This window comes from Gordonia sp. 11cp (assembly GCF_057767225.1).
The window spans coordinates 2,969,839-2,993,810 of sequence record NZ_CM173437.1 but is presented as its reverse complement, the minus strand read 5'-3'; the positions used below and the strand labels follow the sequence as shown (position 1 = coordinate 2,993,810).

The window sequence follows — 23,972 nt, the reverse complement described above, 5'->3', positions numbered from 1 at the left end:
TCATTTCCAGGCGAACACCGGCTGCTCGAAGCCGTCGACCCGCGTCTGTCGATCCCGCAGGACGACCTCCGCAAACTGGTAGATCACCGCAGCCGTCGGCGCGTGGACGAGGGACCCGACGATCGGCAGCTGGATGACCGGCAGGTCCGACTGCGGGATGGTGAGGAACCGCGGTTCGACGAGGAGTTCTTCGAACGTGACGAAGAACAGCAGCGCCACCTCGTCGGGGTTGGGCGTCGGTTCCTGATACTCCTCGGCCCAGCAGACGATCGGCGTGATCACGAATCCCGAACGTGTCGGATAGTCGTCGAGCGCCCCGAGTACCGAACTCGGCGGCAGTTGGATGCCGAGTTCTTCGTCGAGTTCGCGCAGGCCGGCCGTGACGTGGTCCTCACCGGGGTCCAGCCGGCCGCCGGGGAGTGCGAACTGGGCGGCGTGGCGTCGCATCGTCGGAGGGCGTTTGCACAGCCAGATCCCCTGGCGTCCGTCCTTCTCCGCGACCGCGAGCACGACCGAGGCGGCCCGGGCGTCGGGGACATCCGAGGTGCGACGGTCGAAGCCTTCGACGCGGGCGGCGGCCACGGTCCGATCGAGGTGAGTCACACCCTCAGTTGATCATGTCCGTCGTTCGACGTGGCGGCGCGCGCGAGGTGGTAGCTCACGATACTGAGGGCGAACAGCCCGAGGGCGAGGTTGAACAGGGCACCGAACCCTTCGAGCGCGAAGTCGACGAGTGCGTTCGACAGCATGAACACGAGCGCGGCGATCCGAAGCCCGCGCAGCGGCCCGGTCGGTTCGACACCGCGTCGGCGCGCGACCATCGCCGGGAGGGCCAAGGCCAGGGTGACGACCCCGCTGATCAACAGGATCCACGTGGCCGGGGTACTGCCGGTGAGCTCGATGTAGATGTCGAGTTCCTCGCTGCGGTCGCCGGTGAAGTAGAAGCTCAGGACGCCGATGACGATGGTGAGGGCGGACCCCACGACCAGCCCCCATCCGACGACCGGGATCCATCGCGGACTCCGGAAGAAGTCCGGAATCAGTGCCACCGCACGGTCGCGGAGCCGCATCAACCGGTCGGGGGTGCCCTCGCTCGACTCGAGGAGCGCTCGGACGTGCCCGATCGTCTCGGTGTCGAGCCCCTTGTCCTCGGCGACCACGAGGAATTCCTCGGCCTGGCGCCGACGACGCTCCGAAAGCCCGTGTGCGACACCGTCGGCCGCGATGACGGCCGCATTGGCGAGGGCCTCGGCGCCGGTGGGCCGCTTCATATCTCGCACGACGCGACTGATCAGCAGGATCATCACCACGAGCACGTACATGATCTCCGCCGACGGTCCGTAGAAGTAATCGTTGGTGCGGGTGACGAATTTGCCGACCTCGTCGAGGAACAGGCCGAAACCGATGCCGCCCAAGACGATCGCGACGATCCGCGGAGTCGCCCCGAGGAACAGCCATCCGGTGATCAGCGCCAGCATCATCAGCGCCCCGCCCCACAGCGCATGCGCGATGTGTAGGGTGCCGCCACCGATCTGCGGATACCCCGTGAGGTGCAGATACAACCGAGTGACGATGATCGTCGCGATCGCGATGATCAGGAACCACTCGACGGCCGCGGTGCCGTACACGCTGCGGACGACCACCGTGGTCGTGCGAGTTCTCATTGGATGAGTATGGACGGTCCACCGCTCGTACAGATCGAGAACACAGGGAAGCGGATATATCCGCGACTCAGACGTGGCACCACCGCCACGTCGACTGTGCGTCTCTTTTCGTCGACTGGGCGTGTCAGTCCGTCAGGTTGCGGCAGGCCACGAGCGCATCGCGGAGTCGTGCCGAATACAGTTCTCGCTCAACCCAACACGCCACTCCTCTGAACGGGTGAATCTCGTTCCCTCGATCGGGTGAAAACCCGCCGGTAAGTTGTCCTGCCCTTCGACGAGGGCAGACAATTGGCCGAGTTTCGAGATCGCGGAGCGCCGATTGAGCATGACAACGCCGGGTGTCACGTCGACACCCATTCACCGGGAGCGGGGAAGAAAATGGCGGGCATTCGACAGGCGCTACGCGCATCTTCGGTGGGTTGCGCACTGTGCCTGGGCCTGATCGTTCCGACGGCACTGTCGTCGACCGCGGTTGCGGCACCGGTGCTGTCGCCACAGACGCAGCAGACCATTGCCGAGCTCGACGATGCGGGCGTCTTCCGCCCCGCCGAACCCGACGACGGGCTCGGGCCGGATTGGCTGTCGACGACGTTCCCACGGGCGGACGGCAACACGATCGTGGTGGTGACACCCGGAACCGACGACGGCACCCTGTTCCCGCGCATTCAAGGTCTACGCGCGGGCCGCCAGACCTTGATCATCGACTACCCAGAGGCGCTGGGGCCGTTGGTCTCCGGTCGCTCGGGTGCGGTACTGCCGATCTTCGCACCGGGTTACGACGCGTCGCGCGATGTCGCCGTCGACAACAACCTGGCCGTCATGCGGGCATTCGCGCAGCAGACCGACGGACAGCCCTTCGTCGTGTACACCGGGTACTCCCAGGGAGCCGACGCACTCGGTGATGCCGCCGAGACAGCCGTGGCCGGCGGCACCATCGACGTCGACAGGTCGATGATCCTCCTCATCTCCGATCCCCGGAGCCCGTGGGGCCTCAAGGCGTGGGCCGACGAGCACCCGGTGGTCGGCGCGGTGTTCGAACTGTTCGGCGCCGAGAGCAACGGCGCGCGCGACCCAGGGGCCACGGGCGAGGACCTGGACGTGGTGTCCGTCGTCGTGGTCGGCGATCCGGTTGCCAACTTCCAGTGGAAAACGCTGCGGCCGTTGAGTTCGCTACTCGTCAACGGCGCCGGTTTCATCGCGATCCACAGCGGCCTCGGCGAGGAGAACTACGGCAACCTGATCGACTACACCGAGCCCCCGACGGCCATGCGGAGCCGGGACGGCAACACCACCTACGTCGTCTACCAACCCAAGCACCACCCGCTCACGTTGGTCGCGATGATCCTGAACGACGCAGTGGGTACCGATCCGAGCGAATCCGACATCGCTCGGTGGGACGCGGTGAACAACGCCTTCTATCCGCTGGTGACGCCGACGGCATCGAATGCCGCACTACCAGTCGAGGACACGACGTCCCCGCTGGCTGAGCAGGCGACGAGCGCAGCGAGGAGCCGTGTCGAAACCACCCCCGAACCACAGATCACCGAGACAGCGACCGGCGGGCGCCATCGCGCGCCAGAGACCACCGATTCCGGGAGCACGCCCGAAGTCGCTTCCCCCACCGAAGGCGGACGCCACCGCCTGACCGGAGTCGGGCGCCATTCCACGGATGCCGAACCCTCCTCCGACAACACCGAAGCGCCAACCGACGCCTCGAACACACCAGACGTGAGCACGCCGGACGCGGACACCGGTACCAGCACTCCCGACTCCGAGGCGGACACCGAGACAGACACATCCTCTGACTCGACAGAAAGTGAGTCCGACGCCGCCTGACACGCCAGACGCCGCGCCGACGACACTCCCGGCCAGCGCCCCTCGCTGGCTGCGCCGGCGTTGAGCGCGACCCGCCCACACCCCGCTGGTCGCGCCGGCGACGAGCGCAGCCAGTGGCACCTGCCGCTGGCTGCGCCCCGTCGCCAAAACCGCTCTCCCTCAACCGCTTACCGCTCCTGTGGATGGCGATCCGGGGTTGTCGGTGGGGTGGTTTAGATTGGTGGTCAGAGGGCCGGGATGGGGACCGGTCCGCGACAGTCCGGAGTCATCGTGCGGGCGTGGACCGATCTACCGAGCGAGTTTCTCGCCGGGGTCGATCCTGCCTACGCCGACGAGGACGACATGGTCACGCTGATGAACGGCCTCGGCGCCGGCAGCCGAGGCCTCTCCTACCTCGCGTGGAGCCGATACCAGACGGTCGCGGTGATGTACGACCGACTCGTCGCCGCACGCGAACACACCGACGCCTTCGTGATGGACGGTTACGCCGACTGCGCCGCACGGATCGCACGCCAGTCGGCCATCTCGCGTCGCCGCGCCGAGATATTGATCGACGAGGCCCTGACCCTCCGAGACCGGTTGCCCGAGGTCGCCACGACCCTGCGCGACGGGATCCTCACCGAAGAGCAGATCCGCCTGATCATCTCGCGTACCGAACTCATCCCCGCCGACGATCCGATCGTCCCGACCGTCGACGCCGAGATCGCCAGGACCATCCGTAACCGCCGAGGCTCGTGGGATCGTCCACGTCTACGCGACATGGTCGACCGACTCATCTTCCGCCACGACCCCGACCTGGTCCGCGAGCGACGCCGCGACGCTCTCGACTCCCGCGGCGTATGGACCGACAACTTCCACGACGGCGTCGGGGAGATCACCGCTGTCATGTCGGCCGAGAACATCCGGATCAGTGCCAAAGCGGTTCGCATACTGGCTGATTCGGTGTGTGAACACGACGGCCGCATTCTGGGTGTCCGCACCTCCGATGCAATGTTCGCGTTGCTCACCCGCACCGCGTTCGAATGTCACTGCGACCGTGACGATTGCAGCGCCGCCATTCCCGATGCCGACTCACTCCTCGCCGCCCTCAGGGCCGAGGTCGTCATCCATGTCGTCACCGACGCCGCGACTCTCGCCGGCGCATCCGGGCCCGGGTTCCTCGACGGGTACGGCGTCATATCCGACGAACACGTACGCGACCTCGCGGCACGCGAGGACGCCACACTGACGCCCGTCACGCCCAAGCGGACCAAACCGATCCCCGGCGATCCCGACCCCGAGGCGGGCACCACAGTCGTCTACCCCGGCGCGCAGCCGTCCGATCCCTATCGCCCGACCTCCGCCTGCGCGGACTTCGTTCGGGTCCGGGACGGATACTGCACCGAACCGGGCTGTGAGCGTTCGGCTTTCGAGTGCGATCTCGACCACGTGACCGAGTACGACCACACCAGCCCCGCCCAAGGCGGCGCGACGTCGAGTGACAACCTGAACGCGAAGTGCCGCGCGGGTCATCTCCTCAAGACACATGGCGACTGGGTCGACGAGCAGTACCGCGACGAGGACGGCCGCCTGGTCACCGAGTACGTCACTCCGGAGGGTGTCACCATCCGCGGCGACGCGGAAACACTGGAGGATCTGTTCCCCAACCTGCGCCGCATCCGGTTCGAACAGGCAGCGCAGGCGCCGCCGACACCGCGCACGATCGCACCGGACGACGATCCGCGTCCGGCCACCAACCGACTCGCCGCGAAACTGGCCCGTCGGCGGGCGGAGCGTGCGCGCAACCGGAAACAGCGCGAAGCCGAACTCGAGGCCGACCGTCAGGACTTCCTCGACAACCCGCCGCCATTCTGACCATGGCCCGGAAGAAACCACGTGCGATGCAAAAATCTCCACCAGCTGAGGCTGGTGGAGATTTGCGTTGTGGCCAGAGTCGGGATCGAACCGACGACCTTCCGCTTTTCAGGCGGACGCTCGTACCAACTGAGCTACCTGGCCGGAAGGAACCGATTCAACGAACCGAAACCTTTTGGCGACCCTGACGGGACTCGAACCCGCGACCTCCGCCGTGACAGGGCGGCGCGCTAACCAACTGCGCCACAGGGCCTTGTTAAATTATCTGCACGGTCCTCGTTGCCGAGTGCCGGGCAGGCGTACCCCCTACGGGATTCGAACCCGCGCTACCGCCTTGAAAGGGCGGCGTCCTAGGCCGCTAGACGAAGGGGGCCGATCGTGTTCTCCGTTGGGAGCTTGGATAGCTTATGACACGTCTCGCGCAAACCACAAATCGCCTGATCAGCGACATAAACGTGTCGTCTGGAGCAGTCCGACGACACGCCCGCCGAGGCGCCCGTTCGCCCGGCTTCTACACGTTGTAAACTCATCGACGCCCCGGCCGACCGGGGCCCTGCCCCTATAGCTCAGTTGGTAGAGCTACGGACTTTTAATCCGCAGGTCCCAGGTTCGAGCCCTGGTGGGGGCACGCGCTAGCAGGTAGAAATTGGGTGGAATGGCCACGTTGACGGGGCTTCCCGTCGACTCGTCGGAGCTGCCGCGCCCCGATATTTGGACCAAGCGCGCGACCGCATCTGCTTGGTCGCCGAACCGGTCGACGACGACGGCTACGTCTCACGGCACTGTGTGGGGTTGATTGAGATGTGTGATGAATGGAATGTTCACCGGTTAGGTCGCGCACCCGCACTGATCTACGCAACAGAAACCGCCCACCCATAGGTAAGGGGTGGGGCGCTGCAGTCCTGCTACTTCTCGTTATGGGCGGGCCGAAACGCAGTTACGCCCCTTTCCCGGTCAACACATCCGAATTCGGTTCGCAGGGAGGAACGTCGATTCCGGAGACCGAACGAACGGGTGCCAAGAGCTCTGGCCGCGCTCAGGCCAAGCGCACGCGAACATGACACCCCTCCGTGCGCCTGCGATCCGCGGTGTCGTCCGGACGGACCTTATTCACCATCCTGACGAGCCGCCTCGCGACGTCGGCCCCATACTGATGGGGTGACCGTTTTGCGTACATTGTCCACCGATCTGGCCCGTAATCCCGACCAATTCGGCAAGGTGGCTGTCGTTCTCTTCCGGCTGTCGCAGGCCAGCGGCCGACTCGGCGTCGTTTTCACAGTGCTGCTGCGGGCAATCTGCGGCGCCGACATCCCGCGCTCCGTCGCGGTCGGACCTGGCCTCCGTATCGCCCATGGCGGGAGCGGGATCGTCGTTCACCCCCACGTGCAAATGGGCGCTGGATGCGTGTTGTTCCAAGGCGTCACCCTAGGCGTGAGTGGCCGCAGTATGGCTGCCCCGGTACTCGACGACCGCGTGTATGTCGGGGCCGGAGCGGCTGTGCTTGGTGGCGTGAAACTCGGGTTCCGAAGCCGCGTCGGCGCGAACGCTGTGGTGCGCAGCGACGTCCCGCCGTTCTCGACCGCGGTCGGTACCGACGGCCGCGTGGTCACTCGCGAGGTCCCGGACGAGTGGTCCCGCTAGTCTCTGAGCGGCCGACCTCGAATTCGCGTGGGTGGCCAGGCAATCACCGGCGCGATTTCCCAGTCCCAGGTTCGAGCCCTGACGTGCGGACCACGACTCACCCGAACAGATGAACTCGCGGGCAGCGCAGTAAATTTGGGCGAGATTGCGCGGATACTCTGGCGGTGTTCCGGATTCGTCTCACCCTCTTCGCCGTTCTCAGCATCGCACTCATCTGCATGATTACACCGCCGGCCCCCGCAGCTCCGTCGAGCGCACCCGAGTACGTCGCCTTGGGGGACTCCCGCGCCGCCGCGCCCACCCGCACCTCTGCACGTCAGCCGGACGGGTGCGGACGCACACGCGACGGATACCCGACGCACGTTGCCGCCCAACTGGGAGTGACCTACACGTCGGTGGCCTGCGTCAACGCTTATACGTCCGACGTGACGACCACCCCGCAACTCACCCTGTTCGGCCCACGACCGGTCCAGATCAACGCGCTGTCCGGCTCGACGCGTCTCGTCACAGTGTCAATCGGCGGAAACGATCTTCGATGGTGGTCGCTGGTCTCCTCCTGCTTCACGCGCACGTTCGGCAAGGACGCCGGGTGCAGGCACGATCGCACCGTGGCGCGACGCATCGACTCCGGACTGCTGGCTGTCGCCCCGAAGATTGCGGCAGCATTGAACACGATCGCCTCCCATGCCCCCAACGCCCGCGTGGTTCTCGTCGGTCACGGTGGGTACTTCGGGTCAACTGGTTGCCCCGGCCAGGCGAACATCAGCAACGCCGACGCCGCGTACCTACAGACTTTCTTCGAAAGATTCGACGCGATCCTCCGGACAGCCGCCGTCACCCGGACGATGACATTCGTCGACGTGGCCTCCGCCGCGGTCGGCCATGACGCGTGCGCCGGCACAGCCCGCTGGTTCGAAGGCAACGACTCGCAGTCACAGACCCAGCCCCGCCACCCGACGCCGCTCGGAAGCCGGACGATCGCGAATCTGATCGCGCGGGCGCTCTAAAAAGCGCTGCCGAGGTCACGACGACCCGAAGAGGTCCAGGACCGAGCTGAGCGAGGAGCCCCGTTCCGGCGCCACGAAGGCGCTCGTCGGTGTACCCGAGGACTTTCCGGTCACGGTCAGATTCTGTTTGCTGACCTGGAGCGCCCCGCAGTTCAGGTAGGCGGAGTATCGGCCGGAGGGCAAACCCGTCGTCTTGATCGCCGACGTCCCGTGCGGCACCATCCGAACTCGTGGACTCTGGTGCGCGGCGGGCCCATAGAAGCTGACGTAACAGAGCTGATCACTGTCTTTCAGGCTGACGATCGTCGACACGACCGTGTTCGGGGCCGGCGTCGCCAGCGACACTCGTGCCGACGACGCGGCGGCAGCCGGGGATGCGGCCATCGCGATGCCGATTCCGACACCTGTCACAGACACGCCGAGCCGAACGAATAGCTTCCTCATGAGAAGGACCTCCGTAGATGACTTCGGGCTCCTCCCACGCTGGCACACGCACGCACCGAATAGTGCCCAGATCCACCTCAGTTGGCCCGAACAGACGATGCCGGCCCCTCGTCGACGAAATCGGTTCGCATCCCGCATGTTTGACCGGGACACCGCGGAAGGGGCCCCGACACGCAGCGTCGGTACAAATCTGTGCCATCTCACGGACGTGTTTCAAGACGTTTTGAGTAGCACCGCGTCGTGCCATCGCCTCCTCCCGACGGCCATCGACGCGTCCCTTTCCACCGCGTTTCATTGGCATTTGTATCGCGTACACGACGCCCCGAGAAAACGATTCACAAACATTGGCAGTCAATAGTCAACCACGGTTCATCAACCCGGGATTGTCAACTCGCAACACGAAAATGATCATGGCCGCGTGTCGAGTTGCGCGCCGCCGCACACGCCGACAGCCGACCTAGTCTGCATATGCGCAGTTCAGAAGGTGCAAAAACGGTAGCGACAGGCCCCTCACCGCCGTTGTCAAGACCACATTCATCCTTCGGGACAGTCGACAAGAATCACGTGACAAACGTTTCGAGCCGATCCGACACAGACAGTTGAATCGACGCTTCGTCGAGAATCGAGTCATTCGTCCCACTCACAGACCTTTCTCGACAATGCGGCGCACCCGACCGAAACAAGGTCGAAAAGAAACCGTGTGAATGGCCCGGAATTCGTTGTAGTGTTCCGAATTGCCAAGGCGGCTGCGAGCCGATCGCATCAATCGACCGCGCCTCTTGGGTTCACTCAGGGGGAGTACATGAGCGTTCCAGTTGACCGGTTCACGCGTGCCTTCATCGGCACGGAGCGTGTGCCGGGCACGGTGTCGGCCACGTCGCAGGGTTGGCTCGTCCAGTACGCGCGGCACGTCGCGTGGACCGATCTGTCACTCATCTCGATAGCCGTCCTGGCCGGGCAGTTCCTCCGGTTCGGCGCCGACCCGTTCCGGCCGATCGGTCGCGACGGAATCCCCGCACTCCTGGTCACCGCGACGCTCATCGTCGGATGGCAGACGGCATTGCGCGTTGGACAGGCCGGTGATCCACGCATCCTCGGCACCGGACCTGTTGAGTACCAACGGGTCCTGAGCGCGTGCTTCCTCTGCTTCGGCGCCTGGGCGATCATCGACCTCGCATTCGCTCTGGGCATCGCACGGGGTTTCATCGCGATCGCTCTCCCGGCCGGGACCCTGATGCTCGTCGCCGGCCGATGGGCCTGGCGCAAGCACGTGCTGATCGGACGCGAGAGCGGACGATTCCTGCGATCGGTGCTGGTCGTCGGTTCACGATCGTCGGCCCGAGCACTCATCGATCGGTTGAACACCAATCCCGCTCTCGGGTACCGGGTCGTCGGGGTGTGCCTCACCGATCCGCCCGGCTCAGCGCCGACACCGAGGTTCGTCGGTGACGCGACCCAGGGCGTGGTCGCCGACGTGCCGGTGTTCGTCGGGTACGACCGCGCGGCCGAACTGGTCCGCACATGCGGGGCCAACACCGTTGCGGTCACCTCCGCCGACGCGCTCGGGCATCGGGCGATGCGTGAACTCTCATGGGAACTCGAGAACTGTGATGTCGAGATGCTCGTGGCCCCGGGACTGATCGACGTCGCCGGCCCGCGTATCACCATGCGTCCCGAGGCGGGCCTCCCCCTGTTGCACATCGACCGTCCGCGGTACAAGGGGGCCAACCGCTTTCTCAAGCTGACCTTCGACAAGGTTCTGACAGTCTTTGCCCTGCTTCTCCTTTCGCCGTTACTCGCACTGTGCGCGGTGGCCGTGAAACTCGACAGCAGAGGCCCGGTGTTCTACCGCGCCGAACGCATCGGCACCGACAACACCCCGTTCTCCATGTGGAAGTTCCGGTCGATGGTCGTCGACGCGGACACCATGCGCGCCGGTCTCGCCGTCCGCGACGACGGGAACGGGGTCCTCTTCAAGCTCCACGCCGACCCTCGGGTCACCCGTGTCGGTCGAATCATCCGGCGCTACAGCCTCGACGAACTGCCGCAGCTGTTCAACGTGCTGGGCGGGACGATGAGCCTCGTCGGCCCGCGCCCACCTCTGCGCGAGGAGGTCGAGTCCTATGACCCGGTCGTCCGTCGGCGCATGCTCGTCCGGCCCGGGATGACCGGACTGTGGCAGATCTCCGGTCGCAGTGACCTGTCCTGGGAGGACTCCGTCCGACTCGACCTCTCCTACGTCGAGAACTGGTCACTGACAACCGACCTCGTCATCCTCTGGCGAACCGCGAGCGCCGTCCTCTCTCGTCGGGGCGCCTATTGACCGCCGCGTCCGCCCCTCATCCGAATTATCACCACGGCTCGACAACACCCTAAGGAAGCACCATGAAGAAGGCCCTGATCACCGGGATCACCGGTCAGGACGGCTCCTACCTCGCCGAACTGCTCCTGTCCAAAGGCTATGAGGTACACGGATTGATCCGACGCTCGTCGTCGTTCAACACCGCCCGGATCGACCACCTCTACCAGGACCCGCACGACCCGTTCGCCCGACTGTTCCTTCATTACGGGGATCTCAGCGACGGTGCGCGCCTGGTCACGCTGCTGGCATCGATCGACCCGGACGAGGTCTACAACCTGGCCGCGCAGTCGCACGTCCGCGTCAGTTTCGACGAGCCCGAGCACACCGGTGACACCACCGGGATCGGGTCGGTCCGATTGCTGGAAGCAGTGCGCCAGGCCGGCATCCGATGCCGGTATTACCAGGCGTCCAGCTCGGAGATGTTCGGCGCGTCTCCCCCGCCGCAGAACGAGGACACCCTGTTCTATCCGCGATCCCCGTACGGAGCGGCGAAGGTCTACTCGTACTGGGTCACCCGCAACTACCGCGAGGCCTATGGCCTGTTCGCCGTCAACGGCATCTTGTTCAACCACGAATCACCGCGTCGTGGAGAGACTTTCGTGACGCGCAAGATAACCCGCGCGGTCGCCCGCATCAAGGCCGGCGTGCAGAAAGACCTCTACATGGGCAACCTCGACGCCGTGCGCGACTGGGGGTACGCGCCGGAGTACGTCGAGGGCATGTGGCGCATGCTGCAGGCCGACGAACCCTCCGACTACGTCCTCGCGACCGGCGTGCCCTTCACCGTCCGCGACTTCCTCCAGCACGCCTTCGATCACGCCGGCCTCGACTGGCGCGAGCACGTCGTGTTCGACGAGCGGTACCTGCGCCCCACCGAGGTCGATTCGCTTATCGGCGATGCGTCGAAGGCCGAACTGGACCTCGGGTGGCGCGCTGCGGTCCGCGCGCCGGAGCTCGCACGGATCATGGTCGACGCCGACATCGCGGCCCTGAAATGCGAGGGCACCGAGTGGATCGACAAGCCGCACCTGCTCGCCTGGAGTCGCGCGTCATGACGATGTCCACCGCTCGAACGAGCTGGTCACCGGGGCCACTCGACCCGTCGGACTCCTTCTACGTCGCGGGTCATCGCGGCCTCGCCGGTTCGGCTCTCGTGCGAGCGCTCCGGCGGCGCGGGATCTCCGACATCATCGGTCGCACCAGCCGCCGGCTCGACCTCCGGGACCGGCACAGCGTCTTCGAGTTCTTCGCGCACACCACACCCGACGTGGTGATCTTGGCCGCCGCCCGGGTCGGCGGGATCGCCGCCAACAACAGGTGGCCCGTCGATTTTCTCTCCGAGAATCTGCGCATCCAGGTCAATGTCCTCGACGCTGCTGCCGCCTACGGCGTCGAGCGCCTGCTGTTCCTCGGGTCGTCGTGCATCTACCCGAAGTTCGCCCCGCAGCCGATCCGCGAGGACGCGCTGCTGACCGGCGCCCTGGAACCGACCAACGACGCGTACGCGATCGCCAAGATCGCGGGAATCATGCAGGTGCAGGCGACGCGACGGCAGTACGGGTTGCCCTGGATCTCCGCGATGCCCACGAATCTGTACGGGCCGAACGACAACTTCTCCGGGGAGACGAGCCACCTGCTGCCGGCGATGATCCGACGGTACGAATCGGCGCGCCGGGGGGCCGCGCCGAGTGTGACCAACTGGGGAAGCGGAACACCGCGTCGCGAGCTTCTCCACGCCGACGACATGGCCGAAGCCTGCCTGTACCTGCTCGAACACCACGACGATCCCCGTCAGGTGAACATCGGGACCGGCGTGGACCACTCGATCGCCGAGATCGCCGAGATCGTGGCCGACGCGGTGGGTTATGACGGCACGGTCGAGTGGGACACCACCAAGCCCGATGGAACGCCGCGGAAGCTTCTCGACGTCAGCACCATTCACGAACTGGGATGGCGGCCGACGATCGGTCTCGAACGGGGTGTGGCGGAGGTCGTCGACTGGTACCGGTCGACCTACCCCTCAGCGAGCGTGGGCAACTCACAGATCGGGGCCGGCGATGTCCGGGTCTGAGTCGTCGGTGATCACCGACGCCACCACCACCGTTCCGGGCGCGACGTCCCGGGAGACCGTCGCGGCGGCCCCCACCACCGCGCGTCGTCCGATGGTCACCGGGCCGGTCACACACGCCCGCAACGCGATCCACGCACCGTCCTCCACGACGAGTTCCCCGACCGCATCGGCCGGACACCGCAGTGCGGCGGCTTGCGAGACCACGACGTTCGCGCCGATCCGGATCGAACCCGCACTGTCGAGGGTCACCGCCTCACCGATCCACGAGTCTTCGCCGATCGCAAGCCGCGCCGGACTGGTCACCCGCACCCGGGGCCGCATCAGCACGCCGCGACCGATCTGCGCACCGAACACCCGAAGCACCGCCAGCCGAACGGAATTGGGCACGAACACCCATCCGATCGCGCGCATCACGAAAGGCCAAGCCAGCGATGACAACTGAGCTAACACGATCGCCATCGTATCGAACCGGACGCAATTCGGGGCCGGTGAACCGCGTCGTCGAACCGCAGGATCGGCCGGAGGAGCGCAAGTGTGTCGACTTCATCGCGATCAACTACGCGCCCGAGGTCACCGGTATCGCGCCCTACGTCACCGACATCACCCGGCGCCTCGCCGCCCGTGGGTGGAGCGTGCGCGTCATCACCGGTTACCCGCACTACCCCCAGTGGCGCCTCGACGGTGACATGTCGGATTACACGTCCACGGTCGTCGATCAGGGGGTGATCGTGGTGCGTGTCCCGCACAGCATCCCGGAAGGTACTGCGCTGGTGCCCCGCTCACGGATGGAGCTCGAATTCGGGCTGCGCGCCATCGTCGCCCACCTGCGCCCGGAGGCGGTCACCGTGATGGCCAGTCCGCCGCTCATCGCCTCGGCGTTGGTGATGTTGCGGCGCAAGATCGGTCGTCGCACGCTGTCGCCGATGGGGGTGTGGGTCCACGACCTGTACAGCCAGGCGGTCACCGAGGCGGCCGCAGGTGGCACCCTCAGCCGCACTCTCGTCGGCAGGCTCGAGAAGTTCGCGCTGTGTTCGGCCGACGAGGTGGCGGTGGTGCATCCGCGCTTCGGCGAGATCATCGTCGACCGTCTCGGCGTCGACCCGTCGGTGGTGACCCACGTTCGCAACTGGACGCAGGTTCGCCACGAGCCGCGCGCGCCTCGAGACATGGCGCGTGCCGAACTCGGCATCCCCACCGACGCGATCGTCGCGGTGCACGCCGGCAACATGGGCCAGAAGCAGGGCCTGGAGAACCTCGTCGACTCCGCTCGGCTGGTCGCCGGGTCGACGAGTGCAGCAGCGCGGAAGGTGCACCTCTATCTGGTCGGGGACGGCAACCAGCGTCGGCATCTCGAGGACCGCGCCCGCGGGTGCCCCGACATCACCTTCGTCGACTCGCTCCCCGACGATCGGTTCCACCTCATGCTCTCCGCCGCCGACGTCCTGGTGGTCAACGAGAAGCCCGGCGTGGTCGAGATGTCGTTGCCGAGCAAGCTCACCACCTACTTCAGCTACGGAATACCCGTGGTGGCAGCCGTTTCCGATGATGGGATCACCGCTGCCGAGGTCCGGCGCTCGCACGCCGGCGTCGTCGTCCCGGCGGGTGATCCGGCTGCGCTGCTCTCGACCATCGCCCAGATCGCCACCGACACCACCGCGGCACTGACCATGGGTGAGGCGGGCGAACGGTATGCGGAGGAGGTTCTCGGTGCCGATGCGGCAGTCGAGAGGTTCGAGATGTGGCTGCACAAGCTGTCGCACCACGCCTCGGTACGGGCATGACCGTGACGACGCCGACCACGACAACCGCGCGCTCCGAGGTCATGTCCGAGCTGGAACCCCGACGCCTGTGCGACTACATCGTCGACAAGTCGGATCGCGGACGCAACCGACTGTGGATGATCACCTGGCTGGGTGTCGGTGCCGTCCTGCGAAGCGGCGTCGGCGGCACACTGCTGCGCTGTTCCCTGTTGCGCGCCTTCGGCGCACGGGTGGGCGCTGGTTGCGACATCCATCGCAGCTTCCGAGTCCACTTCCCCTGGAAGTTGGGCCTCGACGACGGCGTGCGGATCGACCGCGACGTGTGGATCATCAATCCGGAACCGGTGTCCATCGGCGCCGAATGCACCCTCGGCCGACGTACGGTCATCTGCTCGGGCGGGCATGATCACCGCTCGCCCACCTTCACCCGCACGAGCGAGTCGGTCGTCATCAGCGACCGGTGCCACCTCGGCAACGGCGTGACAGTGCTGAAGGGGGTTGTGCTGCAACCCGGTACGCACGTGCCGGCCGGAGCGGTGGTCATCCCGGCGATCTCGGCGAAGTCGCGTCGGACGGCACCGGGTGGCCGGCCATGAAGATCCTGCAGGTACTCACACTCCTCTCCCCGGCCGGCGAGTTCGGCGGCCCCGCCACCGTGGCGGTCAACCAGAGCAGCGCGCTGGCCGCACTGGGGCACGAGGTCACGCTCATCGCCGGCTCGTGTGACGGGCCCGCACCCGCCCCCGACGTGCCCGGCGTCCGGGTCCTCACGTTCCCGACGCGAACCGTCGGCCGCGGGCGGAACTTCTCCCGCCTCGTCGCGCCGTCGATGCTGCGCTGGATCCGTGCCCACGCCGGTGATTTCGACGTCGCGCACGTCCATCTCGGTCGCGACTTCGTGACCCTCCCCGCCGCCCGCCTGCTGTCGTGGAGCAACGTCCCGACCCATGTGCAGACACACGGAATGATCAATCCCCGGCCGTCGCTGCCCTACCAGGTCATCGACCGGGCCCTCACGATTCCGGCGGTGCGCGACGCCCGAACGGCGTTCTACCTCAATGACGTCGAACTGCGGAAACTCCGCTCGGCGATCGGAGATGCGCCCCACTACCGATATCTGGGCAACGGTGTGCCGCTGCCCGACGCGGCCTCGACAGCCCGAACCCAGCCCGACGGACCGCCCGAGGTGCTCTTTCTCGCCCGGTTGCACCCCCGCAAGCGAGCTGTCACGTTCGCCCGCGTCGCGACCGAACTCGCGCCGCGATTCCGGGCGCTCTTCACGATCGCCGGACCCGACGAAGGCGACGGGCCGGCCGTCGACGAGGTGCTGCGCAGCTTCCGAGCGACGCACGACGCCGAGATCGCCTGCCGCATCCGGCGCGAACCACCGGTCCCCGCCGGCCAGGTGGCCGACCGCCTCGCGCGGGCCACGATCTACGTTCTCCCGTCGATCCATGAACCGCTGCCGATGTCGGTCCTCGAAGCAATGGCCGCGGGCCTGCCGGTGGTGGTCACCGACACCTGCGGGTTCGCCGGCCTGGTCGCCGACGCCGACGCCGGTCTCGTCGTCGACGACTCGATCGGTGCGCTGTCGGCGGCCCTGACCGGACTCCTCGCCGACCCGGACCGCGCACGCGCACAGGGATCGCGGGGGCGGCGCGCCGTCGAACAGCACTGGGGCATCACGTCGATCGCCCGACAACTCGAGGAGCACTACGATGCGGTCAGCTGAGCTCGCCGACACGACGGACAGCACGGAGACCGTCCGCGTCTCCATCCTTGTTCCGTCCTTCAACCCGGGGGCTCATTTCGAACCGGCGATCCGGTCTGCGCTCCGCCAGCTGAGCGCACTCGACGAGATCCTCATCCAGGACGCGGGTTCGACCGACGGAACCCAGAACCTCATCGCTGCTTTCGTGGAGGCAGACCCGCGGGTGAAGGCCGTGGTCGAAAGCGACGAGGGACAGTCGGACGCCCTCAACCGCGCGCTGGCCCGCGCCGGCGGACAATGGGTGCTCTGGCTCAACGCCGACGACGTGCTCGTCGAGGGCGCACTCGCCGCTGTCCGCGCGGCGGTGCGCGATTCGCCCGGCGCAACAGTGCTGACCGGCGATCACCAGCTGCTCCGGGCCGGTGGCGAGGTGGTCGGCAACTACCATGGCAAGCCCATCGAGACACGAACCCTGTTGCGGCGGTCCACATGCGCGTCGTTCTCCGGTTCGGTGATCATCCGCCGGGACTATCTCGAGTCGCTCGGCGGGTTCGACAAACACCTGCACTGCACGATGGACTACTCGTTGCAGTTCCGGATCGCCGAGACCGCGCCGGAACAGCGGTCGATGCCGGTTCCGATCGGCGCGTTGCGCTTCCACGATGCCTCGAAATCGGCCAACCTGTGGCGGACCTTCCTCGTCGAATCGTTCCGCCTGCGGATGCGGTATGCGACGTCGCCCGCGGACCGCCTGCTGGGACTGGTGGGCACCGTCGAGCAACTCGCCTCGTTTCTCGTCTTCCGCATCCGGTTGACCCCGGGCTACCGAAGGTTGCGCGGTGTCCTCCGTGATTGACGAGAGCCGCGCCGGCAACCGGCTGCGCACCGACGCCACCGTGCGGATTCTGGCCCGGGCGGCCAGTTCCGCGATGCTCGGCGCGTTCCTCCTGCTCCTTGCCCGAGCACTCCCGGTCGACACGTTCGGCCAGTACGTTCTCGCGTACACGCTCGGCGTGGTGGCCGGCCTCGCCGTGGGCTTCGGTGCACCGATCCGGGTGATGCGCGTCGGCGCATCCGACGATGACCACGCCACCGCGGCAGGTCTGTACGTCGCGCACACCATCGCGGTGTCCACGGTCTTCCTCATCATCGTTGCGGGACTTGCCTTCTCCGGTCTGCCCCTGATCGTCGTCGCGGGCGTGATGTTCGCCTACTCCGACACCGTGCAGAACTTCGCGCAGAACTTCCTGGCAGGCGCCCATGCGCATACCGCCGCCAGCTGCCTCGTCGTCGTGCAGCGAGCCGTACCCCTCGCGGTGTGGGGAGTGCTGGCTTTGTCCGGAAGCGACCTGGGTGCCGCCGCGCTCGTCGTGATCTTCGCGTGCACGGCCGCGACAGCGCTGCTGGTGCCGGCGGTATCCGTCGGGGTCCGGGGACTGCGCACCGCCGCCGGTGAGCTCCGCGGGCCCGGGGCGGGCACCGCGCGCTACTGGGCGCTGGCGATGTCGGGGACGCTGGCACAGCTGCAGGTCTCGGCTCTCGCGGTCTGTGCGCCCCCGCTGACCGTCGGCTACTTCGCGATGGCGACGCGCGTCACCGGGCCCCTCACCCTGCTTTCCGCCGCGCTGTCGACAGTCGCGGTCCCCGAGCTCGCCCGGCACGTCGACGACGCGTCGACCTTCGACCGGATCTACCGTCGCTACCGAAACGTCGTCGGCGCCTACTGCGTCGTCGTCGTCCTCGCGGCATGGCCGGTCGCCTGGGTCGTCGTGCAGATCGTCGGCGCCAAATACGAACCCGCCCAGAACCTGCTCATCGGCATGATCATCGCGGCGGGGATCTCCTCGGTCTCCCAGGCGATCAGCTCCAAGCACATCGCGGCAGGCCGACCCGGCACGGTGACCGCGGCGATCGTCCTGGGCGGTGTGGTGACGCTGCTCTTGCTCCTCCTCGCCGGCGCGCTCGACCACCTCGATGCGATCTGGCTCGCGCCCATCGCCGGTCAGCTACTCGTACTCACCGCCCTGCTCTCCGACGTCCACGAAGGTGGGAGAATGACCAGACTCGTCCGAACACATTGGGAGAAAGCACTTCTGGTGGTCGCCGTGGTAGCTCTCACCTTGACCGCCGGCGTGGCCCTCGCCGCCGCGCGCAAACCCGGAGCCGAAGTCCACCGAGCCGGCGTCGAGGTCACCTCCGCCGCGTCGACATCGCGGTCGGCGAACAGCGCTCCGGCGGACAGCGACGCGGTCACGATCCTCATCGTCGGCGACAGCTTCACCGAGGGAACAACATACGGCGGCAAAGGCAGTTCCAACTGGACCCGCATCGCGCAGGGTCGGCTGTCGCAGGAGCAACTGAACGAATGCCCCGTTCTGCTGCGGGTGTCCGGCCGGGGTGGAGCCGGCTACCTCACCACCGGGATCCGGCAGACGACGTTCGCTTCGGAGGCGCAACGACTGCTCTCTCCGGACGTCTCGGCGATCGTGCTCGTCGGTAGCGGCAACGACCTCTCGCATCCGGCGAAGCAGTACCGGGCCGCGGTCAACGACACCATCCGCGCGGTGCGCAAGGCTCGACCGGAACTGCCCGTCGTCATCGTCGGGCTGTCCTGGATTCACAACACACCGGCCGCTCCGGAGTATGCGCGCGCCAACAGATTGCTCGCCGACGCCGCGAAACGGCACGGGGCATCCTTCGTCGACCCGATCAGAAGCCGTTGGTACGCCGCCCCACGCGACCACTCGATCGTGGGCGCTGATCTGCGCCACCCGACCGACGAGGGGCACGCCATCATCGCCGACCGCATGACGCCCGTCCTGGAGAGCCTGGCACGGAAGGGCAGCTGCGAATGAGTACGCCCGGAGTCACCCACAGCCGCCCACGGGTCACCCGTGTCGTGACCGCACTGGGAGTTGCTGCCTGCGTCGGACTGATCCTCACGATGGCGGTCGGCACGTTCTCGGCGCAACACTCGACGGTGCAGGCGACGTCGCGTGTCGTGCTCACCTACGAACGCGACGCGATGCAACTGCCGCAGGATTTCGATCCCGCACCCACCATGCTCCTGACACGGAGCATCGAGTCCTACTCGACATTGGTCACGAGCGAGAACTTCCTCCGTCGAGTGATCGACACCCACCACATCGCGATGAGTCCCGCTGAACTCCGCGGGGCAGTGTCGATCACGGCACCGCCCGAGACGACGATCATGGACTTCACCGTCCGAGGCGACGACGCGCGCACGGTCGAAGCCGCCGCGATGGGCGTCGGCCGCGAATTCACCACAGCGCTCGCCGAACTCGAGTCGCCGGCACCTATCGAATCGCTCGTCCTCGGACCCGTCGACGCCCACGAGACATTTCCCGATGCGCTGGTGCGTACCGCTCTGCTCGCAACCCTCGCGGGACTGACCGCGTGCGCTCTCGCGGTCATGTACACGCGGCACCAGGCCGACACACCACGATCCCGACCCACACCGACCGCGAATGTCTGGAGGACACCATGAAGCGACCCAACAAGTGGCTCAGCCTGATTGCCTGGCTGCTCCCCGCGTCGAAGACGAAGAACGCGGTACTGCGCACCCTGGGCAACACCATCGGCCACGACGTCAGCCTGGGACCGAACCTCGTGATCGGCTGCGGACCGTTTCGTGTCGGAGACCGCGGAGTGATCGCACCGTTCAACATCTTCCGGCAGTTGGCGCGCGTCGAGCTCGAGAAGGACAACTTCATCGGCCGGCTGAACCAGTTCACGGCAGCACCGTCGTATCAGAAGTTCAGCGACCGCGCCGGAGTGCTGTCGATGGCCGAGCAGGCAGCTGTCACCAACCGCCACTACTTCGACTGCTCCGGCCGGATCGAGATGGGGCCCTACAGCGCGGTGGGCGGCACCCGAAGCCTCCTGCAGTCGCACGAGATCGACATCGTCGAGGACCGGACCACCATCGGCACCATCACCATCGGTGAGCGGAGCCTGACGGCGACCGCGTGTCTCATCCTCAAGAACGCTGCGATACCGGCGTACTCACTCGTCGCCGCGGGTTCGGTGGTGACGGCGTCGTCGCATCCGGCTGTCGGCGACGCCGGGCTGTATGCCGGGGCGCCGGCACGATGGCGACGCGAACTCCCCGAATGCAAGTGGTGGTACCGGTCGTCGTACATGACCCCGGTGCGGGAGGTCGAGGGATTCTGATGTTTCCGACCTCCAAGTCCCGACTCTCGACGGCACGACTTGCGCTGTTGGCCGTCGCTGTCATCGCCGGCGGTTCGGCATGCAACACCACTGCTCAGGCCGAACGGTCTGACGATCGGGTCGCCTCGGCACAGGGCGCTGCGGTGCACGTCGATTACGCCACAGCGGCCGCGGTGCCGCCCGGCTTCGTCGCCGTGGAGCGGGGCCGCAACCTGCATCCGCTCCGGGTCTCGGACGGGCGTCTGCTGCACGGTCGGTCCTCGGCGGCCGATGCCGCGTCCTACCTGTCGACCGACCTCTCACCCGCGCGGGTCACACGAATCGGGGCGACCGTCGGCTTCTCGGGAGACGACGCCGGGGCAATTGCTCTGCTCGTCAGCGCAAAACCGGTGCCGCAGGACGAGTCCGACGCCGCCCCCGACGCCGCGGTGCACTTCGTCGCGACCCGGACGGGATGGTCGTATGCGATCTGGGAGGCCGGTGACGCCGGCCAGACGATCCTGGGCCAGGGCACCTATCGCATCGCCTTCGATCGTGACGCGGCCCGGTTCGAGATCGAACTCGACGGGGACCGGGCGAAGGTCTACCTGCCCGACGCCACGTCGATCGTGTTCACCGACAGCCGTATCGCCGTCTTCGGCGGCAGTTGGGCGACCTGGGAACTGTACGAGGATGCCCCGGGCACGAGCCCCGCCTCGTTCCGGGAGCTGTGGGCGTCATGACGATGATCTTCGCGACGTTGCTGGTGGCACTGGGCCTCTTCGTCGCAGTCGCGTACGACAGGCAGTGGGCCCGGCATGTCGATCGATTCCTGTGCAGCTGGTTGATCGCTTTGACGGCATGGCCGGTCATCGTCATCTACGCGGTCGCCCCGGCGTTGTGGTCGTCGGCCGATGCCGCCGGAGCGATCTTCGCGGTTCTGTTGTACGGTCCCGCAGCGGGTATGAGTGTGGCGGCCGCCCTCCACGCGGTGGCCACTCGCGGCTTCCGCATCGACGGCTCGGCCGCCATCCTCGCACTGCTCATGGGGTACGCCTGCGCGGCGATGATCGTCGACGGTTCGGGCAGGGTCGTCAATCTCGTCATGTCGATGGCTCTGCTGGTGGGTTTCGTGTTCCGCTACCGGTCCTTCGGGCTCGACGCGGTGGCCCGGTCTGCCCGCATCGCGCTCGTCGTGACGGCGGGAATCCTGCTGATCTCCGTGCTGTTCAACTCGTCTCGCGTGGTCGGTGCATGCCGGATCGACAAGTGCACCGACCTCGGTGCGGTGCTCACCTCCCCGTTCGCCGGCAACGGCAATCTCGCAGGTATCACCATCACTGCACTCTTGCCGTTCGCGGTGTATCGCGTGGCCATGTGGCGTGTCCTCGCCGCCGTCGCGGGGGTCGCGTTGATCGGCCTTCTCGCCGGCAGCCGAACAGCTTTCGGCGGGATAGCGGTCGCCGGCCTGCTCGGAGTGCTGTTGGCCCTCCCGTCGATCACCGCTCGGGTTCGGAACCTGATGCTGGGTCTCGCGCTGGTCGCAAGCGCGGTCTACTCGCTGTTCCCGCTCTACATCGGCTACACCAACGCCGATTACAGCTTGCGGGGCTATCTGTGGAACCAGGCCCTGCGGGAGATTCCCGACCAGTGGTTCTTCGGACACAATCCGGCGTTCTGGGTGGAGTCCGGTGCGTCGCTGTTGTTCAAGGCCAACTATTCGCCGCACAACGGTTGGCTGGAAATCCTGCTGTCGGTCGGCGTCTGGGGAGTCGTGCTGATCGTCCTGGCCGCCGTCGTCAAAGTGGTTCAGACAACCGATGCGACGACCCGGGCGTATCTGCTCGCCTACTTCAGCACGATCCTCGCCCTCAGTTCGCTGGAGGCGGTGTACGTCCCGTACTTCCTCGGCATCGCACCGTTCGCCGCACTGCTCCCCTACTTCCTGTACCAACACCGTTCGCCCGCTCACCGTTCAACCCGATCCCCGTCACCCGTGCCCGGTCACGAGGTGCTCAACGAGTCACAGATGGAGCTCCGATGAAAGTCCTCAACGTCATTGCCGCAAAATGGATGCTCGTCGTGGCATTCACCCTGATCGGTCTCATCGCCGCCATCGGCTATTCGCTGCTACAGCCGCAGACCTACGTCGCGACCGTTCGGACCTACATAGCCACCGGCACTTCCGACATGCTGGAGGCCTACCAGGGCAACCAGGCGGCCCGGGCGAGCATCCAGACGTTCGCGGTGCTGGCGACCGACCCGACCGTTGCACAGCGAGCTATTGATAGATCAGGGGTCGACATCTCGCTGCCGCAGTTCATCTCAGAGATCTCGGTCAGCGTCCCGCCGCAGACCGTCATCCTCGATGTGTCGGTCCAGAACTCGACGTCGGGCGACGCAGAGCGGTTGTCCACCGCACTCGCACAGGAGCTCGTCGGCACCGTCACCGCGCTGCAGGAACCGACCAGCGGCGGCCCGGGTGCGCTTCGACTGGTGGTCGTCGACCCGAACACCCAAGGTGCCGTTCGACAACAGCTCATCGACCCGGTCCTCCTCGGCGTCGGCGCGGCCGGCGGCGCGCTCGCCGGCGCCTTGCTCGCACTGCTCCTCCACCGCCGGCGCGGCGGCGTACCCGAAGTCGAGGAGTCAGACCGCACCCCGGACGGACCGACCACGGGCGACATCGAGGTGACGATCAACCGTCCCTCGAGCGCAATGAGGAGCCACCATGTGCCGGTCGAAGAGTCGGCGGTGAGCAATCACTCGCCGCTGGTCGAGCAGCCGATGAGCGCAGGGCACAGCCGTCACCCACTGGTTGAGCAGCCGACGGGCGCAGGGCACAGCCGTCACCCACTGGTTGAGCAGCCGACGGGCGCAGGGCACAGCCGTCACCCACTGGTTGAGCAGCCGACGGGCGCAGGGCACAGCCGTCTCCCGCTGGTTGAGCAGGCGACGAGCGCAGCGAGGAGCCGTGTCGAAACCACCGACCGTCCTGCCGCGTACACCGCTCGCCACACTCTCAGTCGGCATTCGGCGACTCGCCGTGGTGGGTTTCTCGGGCCGGGTCGGGAGAAGTGACGGCGCACGAAACCACTTCGCAGTGAACTGGACGGCGTCCAGGAGAAATTGAAGTGCTCAACCCGTGCCCGTCTGGGAGGATCGCCGGTCATGAAACTGTGGGTCGACGACCTTCGCATCCCGCCAGAAGGTTGGGAATGGGCCAAGACGAGTGCCGAGGCGATCAGAATCCTCATCGCACGGGTCGATGAGGTCGAGGTGATGTCACTGGATCACGACCTCGGTGGTGACGACACAACCCGGGCGGTCGTCCTGTGGATGTGCGAGCACGAACGATGGCCTCGCAAAGTGCTCGTGCACAGCGCCAACCCGGTCGGTGTCGACTGGTTGACCGGGATGATTGAGCGGTACCAACCCCGCGACTAGCC

General features: G+C 66.6%; 22 protein-coding genes and 4 tRNA genes. 19 read left to right on the top strand and 7 right to left on the bottom strand.

The window, feature by feature from the left end; all coding sequences use genetic code 11:
* Positions 1–603: an NUDIX hydrolase gene (locus tag AC3B6C_RS13375; RefSeq protein WP_488373092.1), complete on the bottom strand. Its 603-nt coding sequence runs from the start codon at positions 601–603 to the stop codon at positions 1–3.
* Positions 600–1,643, bottom strand: a complete 1,044-nt coding sequence (locus tag AC3B6C_RS13370) for a hypothetical protein (RefSeq protein ID WP_488376261.1) — start codon at positions 1,641–1,643, stop codon at positions 600–602. The genes AC3B6C_RS13375 and AC3B6C_RS13370 overlap by 4 nt, the downstream gene beginning before the upstream one ends.
* 399 nt (positions 1,644–2,042) lie before the next feature.
* Here AC3B6C_RS13370 and AC3B6C_RS13365 point away from each other — a divergent pair, with 399 nt between their 5' ends.
* Together AC3B6C_RS13365 and AC3B6C_RS13360 are read left to right on the top strand one after the other, a co-directional pair.
* Positions 2,043–3,500, top strand: coding sequence for a PE-PPE domain-containing protein (locus AC3B6C_RS13365; RefSeq protein ID WP_488373091.1), 1,458 nt, complete (start codon positions 2,043–2,045; stop codon positions 3,498–3,500).
* 237 nt (positions 3,501–3,737) lie between these two features.
* Positions 3,738–5,354, top strand: coding sequence for an HNH endonuclease signature motif containing protein (locus AC3B6C_RS13360; protein ID WP_488373090.1), 1,617 nt, complete (start codon positions 3,738–3,740; stop codon positions 5,352–5,354).
* Positions 5,355–5,424: 70 nt separating this feature from the next.
* On the opposite strand, the gene AC3B6C_RS13355 is transcribed toward AC3B6C_RS13360, so the two are convergent.
* The 3 genes from AC3B6C_RS13355 to AC3B6C_RS13345 all read right to left on the bottom strand — a co-directional run bounded on the left by AC3B6C_RS13355 (position 5,425) and on the right by AC3B6C_RS13345 (position 5,727).
* Positions 5,425–5,498: transfer RNA gene (locus AC3B6C_RS13355), tRNA-Phe, on the bottom strand.
* 32 nt (positions 5,499–5,530) lie between these two features.
* Positions 5,531–5,607, bottom strand: a tRNA-Asp gene (locus AC3B6C_RS13350).
* A 47-nt stretch (positions 5,608–5,654) separates the two neighbouring features.
* Positions 5,655–5,727 (bottom strand) — tRNA-Glu (locus AC3B6C_RS13345).
* A gap of 182 nt (positions 5,728–5,909) precedes the next feature.
* Between AC3B6C_RS13345 and AC3B6C_RS13340 the strand changes: the two genes are divergently transcribed.
* The 3 genes from AC3B6C_RS13340 to AC3B6C_RS13330 all read left to right on the top strand — a co-directional run bounded on the left by AC3B6C_RS13340 (position 5,910) and on the right by AC3B6C_RS13330 (position 8,002).
* Positions 5,910–5,982 (top strand) — tRNA-Lys (locus AC3B6C_RS13340).
* Between the two features lie 530 nt (positions 5,983–6,512).
* A complete protein-coding gene (locus AC3B6C_RS13335) occupies positions 6,513–6,995 on the top strand; it encodes a serine O-acetyltransferase (RefSeq protein ID WP_488373089.1) in 483 nt (160 codons plus the stop codon).
* Between the two features lie 164 nt (positions 6,996–7,159).
* Positions 7,160–8,002: an SGNH/GDSL hydrolase family protein gene (locus AC3B6C_RS13330; protein ID WP_488373087.1), complete on the top strand. Its 843-nt coding sequence runs from the start codon at positions 7,160–7,162 to the stop codon at positions 8,000–8,002.
* A 15-nt stretch (positions 8,003–8,017) separates the two neighbouring features.
* On the opposite strand, the gene AC3B6C_RS13325 is transcribed toward AC3B6C_RS13330, so the two are convergent.
* A complete protein-coding gene (locus AC3B6C_RS13325; RefSeq protein ID WP_488373086.1) occupies positions 8,018–8,446 on the bottom strand; it encodes a hypothetical protein in 429 nt (142 codons plus the stop codon).
* Between the two features lie 802 nt (positions 8,447–9,248).
* Between AC3B6C_RS13325 and AC3B6C_RS13320 the strand changes: the two genes are divergently transcribed.
* The 3 genes from AC3B6C_RS13320 to AC3B6C_RS13310 all read left to right on the top strand — a co-directional run bounded on the left by AC3B6C_RS13320 (position 9,249) and on the right by AC3B6C_RS13310 (position 12,879).
* Complete coding sequence (locus AC3B6C_RS13320) at positions 9,249–10,769, top strand: sugar transferase (RefSeq protein WP_488373085.1); 1,521 nt, start codon at positions 9,249–9,251, stop codon at positions 10,767–10,769.
* Between the two features lie 62 nt (positions 10,770–10,831).
* The gene (gmd, locus tag AC3B6C_RS13315) at positions 10,832–11,863 is read left to right on the top strand and encodes a GDP-mannose 4,6-dehydratase (protein ID WP_488373084.1); all 1,032 of its coding nucleotides are present in this window, start codon (positions 10,832–10,834) and stop codon (positions 11,861–11,863) included.
* Positions 11,860–12,879, top strand: coding sequence for a GDP-L-fucose synthase family protein (locus AC3B6C_RS13310; RefSeq protein WP_488373083.1), 1,020 nt, complete (start codon positions 11,860–11,862; stop codon positions 12,877–12,879). The genes gmd and AC3B6C_RS13310 overlap by 4 nt, the downstream gene beginning before the upstream one ends.
* Here the strand turns inward: AC3B6C_RS13310 and AC3B6C_RS13305 are convergent.
* Positions 12,847–13,290: an LbetaH domain-containing protein gene (locus AC3B6C_RS13305; protein ID WP_488373082.1), complete on the bottom strand. Its 444-nt coding sequence runs from the start codon at positions 13,288–13,290 to the stop codon at positions 12,847–12,849. The two genes, AC3B6C_RS13310 and AC3B6C_RS13305, sit on opposite strands and share 33 nt — an antisense overlap.
* A 77-nt stretch (positions 13,291–13,367) precedes the next feature.
* On the opposite strand from AC3B6C_RS13305, the gene AC3B6C_RS13300 reads away from it, so the two are divergent.
* From AC3B6C_RS13300 to AC3B6C_RS13250, 11 genes are all read left to right on the top strand, one after another.
* Positions 13,368–14,660, top strand: coding sequence for a glycosyltransferase family 4 protein (locus AC3B6C_RS13300; protein ID WP_488373081.1), 1,293 nt, complete (start codon positions 13,368–13,370; stop codon positions 14,658–14,660).
* On the top strand, positions 14,657–15,235 hold the full coding sequence (locus AC3B6C_RS13295; protein ID WP_488373080.1) for an LbetaH domain-containing protein: 579 nt from the start codon (positions 14,657–14,659) through the stop codon (positions 15,233–15,235). Before AC3B6C_RS13300 ends, AC3B6C_RS13295 begins: the two co-directional genes overlap by 4 nt.
* Positions 15,232–16,371 carry a glycosyltransferase gene (locus AC3B6C_RS13290; protein ID WP_014925683.1) on the top strand — a complete coding sequence of 380 codons (1,140 nt, stop codon included), beginning with the start codon at positions 15,232–15,234 and terminating at the stop codon, positions 16,369–16,371. Before AC3B6C_RS13295 ends, AC3B6C_RS13290 begins: the two co-directional genes overlap by 4 nt.
* Entirely contained in the window at positions 16,358–17,206 is an 849-nt protein-coding gene (locus AC3B6C_RS13285; RefSeq protein WP_488373077.1) for a glycosyltransferase, read from the top strand. Before AC3B6C_RS13290 ends, AC3B6C_RS13285 begins: the two co-directional genes overlap by 14 nt.
* Positions 17,190–19,205: a GDSL-type esterase/lipase family protein gene (locus tag AC3B6C_RS13280; protein ID WP_488373076.1), complete on the top strand. Its 2,016-nt coding sequence runs from the start codon at positions 17,190–17,192 to the stop codon at positions 19,203–19,205. The genes AC3B6C_RS13285 and AC3B6C_RS13280 overlap by 17 nt, the downstream gene beginning before the upstream one ends.
* Positions 19,202–19,858 (top strand): YveK family protein, encoded by a 657-nt coding sequence (locus tag AC3B6C_RS13275; protein WP_488373075.1) that lies wholly within the window; start codon positions 19,202–19,204, stop codon positions 19,856–19,858. The genes AC3B6C_RS13280 and AC3B6C_RS13275 overlap by 4 nt, the downstream gene beginning before the upstream one ends.
* Positions 19,855–20,544: an acyltransferase gene (locus AC3B6C_RS13270; protein ID WP_014925679.1), complete on the top strand. Its 690-nt coding sequence runs from the start codon at positions 19,855–19,857 to the stop codon at positions 20,542–20,544. Before AC3B6C_RS13275 ends, AC3B6C_RS13270 begins: the two co-directional genes overlap by 4 nt.
* A complete protein-coding gene (locus AC3B6C_RS13265; protein WP_488373074.1) occupies positions 20,544–21,266 on the top strand; it encodes a hypothetical protein in 723 nt (240 codons plus the stop codon). The genes AC3B6C_RS13270 and AC3B6C_RS13265 overlap by 1 nt, the downstream gene beginning before the upstream one ends.
* On the top strand, positions 21,263–22,567 hold the full coding sequence (locus AC3B6C_RS13260) for an O-antigen ligase family protein (RefSeq protein ID WP_488373073.1): 1,305 nt from the start codon (positions 21,263–21,265) through the stop codon (positions 22,565–22,567). The genes AC3B6C_RS13265 and AC3B6C_RS13260 overlap by 4 nt, the downstream gene beginning before the upstream one ends.
* Positions 22,564–23,604 carry a YveK family protein gene (locus AC3B6C_RS13255; RefSeq protein WP_488373072.1) on the top strand — a complete coding sequence of 347 codons (1,041 nt, stop codon included), beginning with the start codon at positions 22,564–22,566 and terminating at the stop codon, positions 23,602–23,604. Before AC3B6C_RS13260 ends, AC3B6C_RS13255 begins: the two co-directional genes overlap by 4 nt.
* Positions 23,605–23,694: 90 nt before the next feature.
* Positions 23,695–23,970, top strand: a complete 276-nt coding sequence (locus AC3B6C_RS13250) for a cyclic-phosphate processing receiver domain-containing protein (RefSeq protein WP_488373071.1) — start codon at positions 23,695–23,697, stop codon at positions 23,968–23,970.
* Positions 23,971–23,972 lie beyond the last annotated feature (2 nt).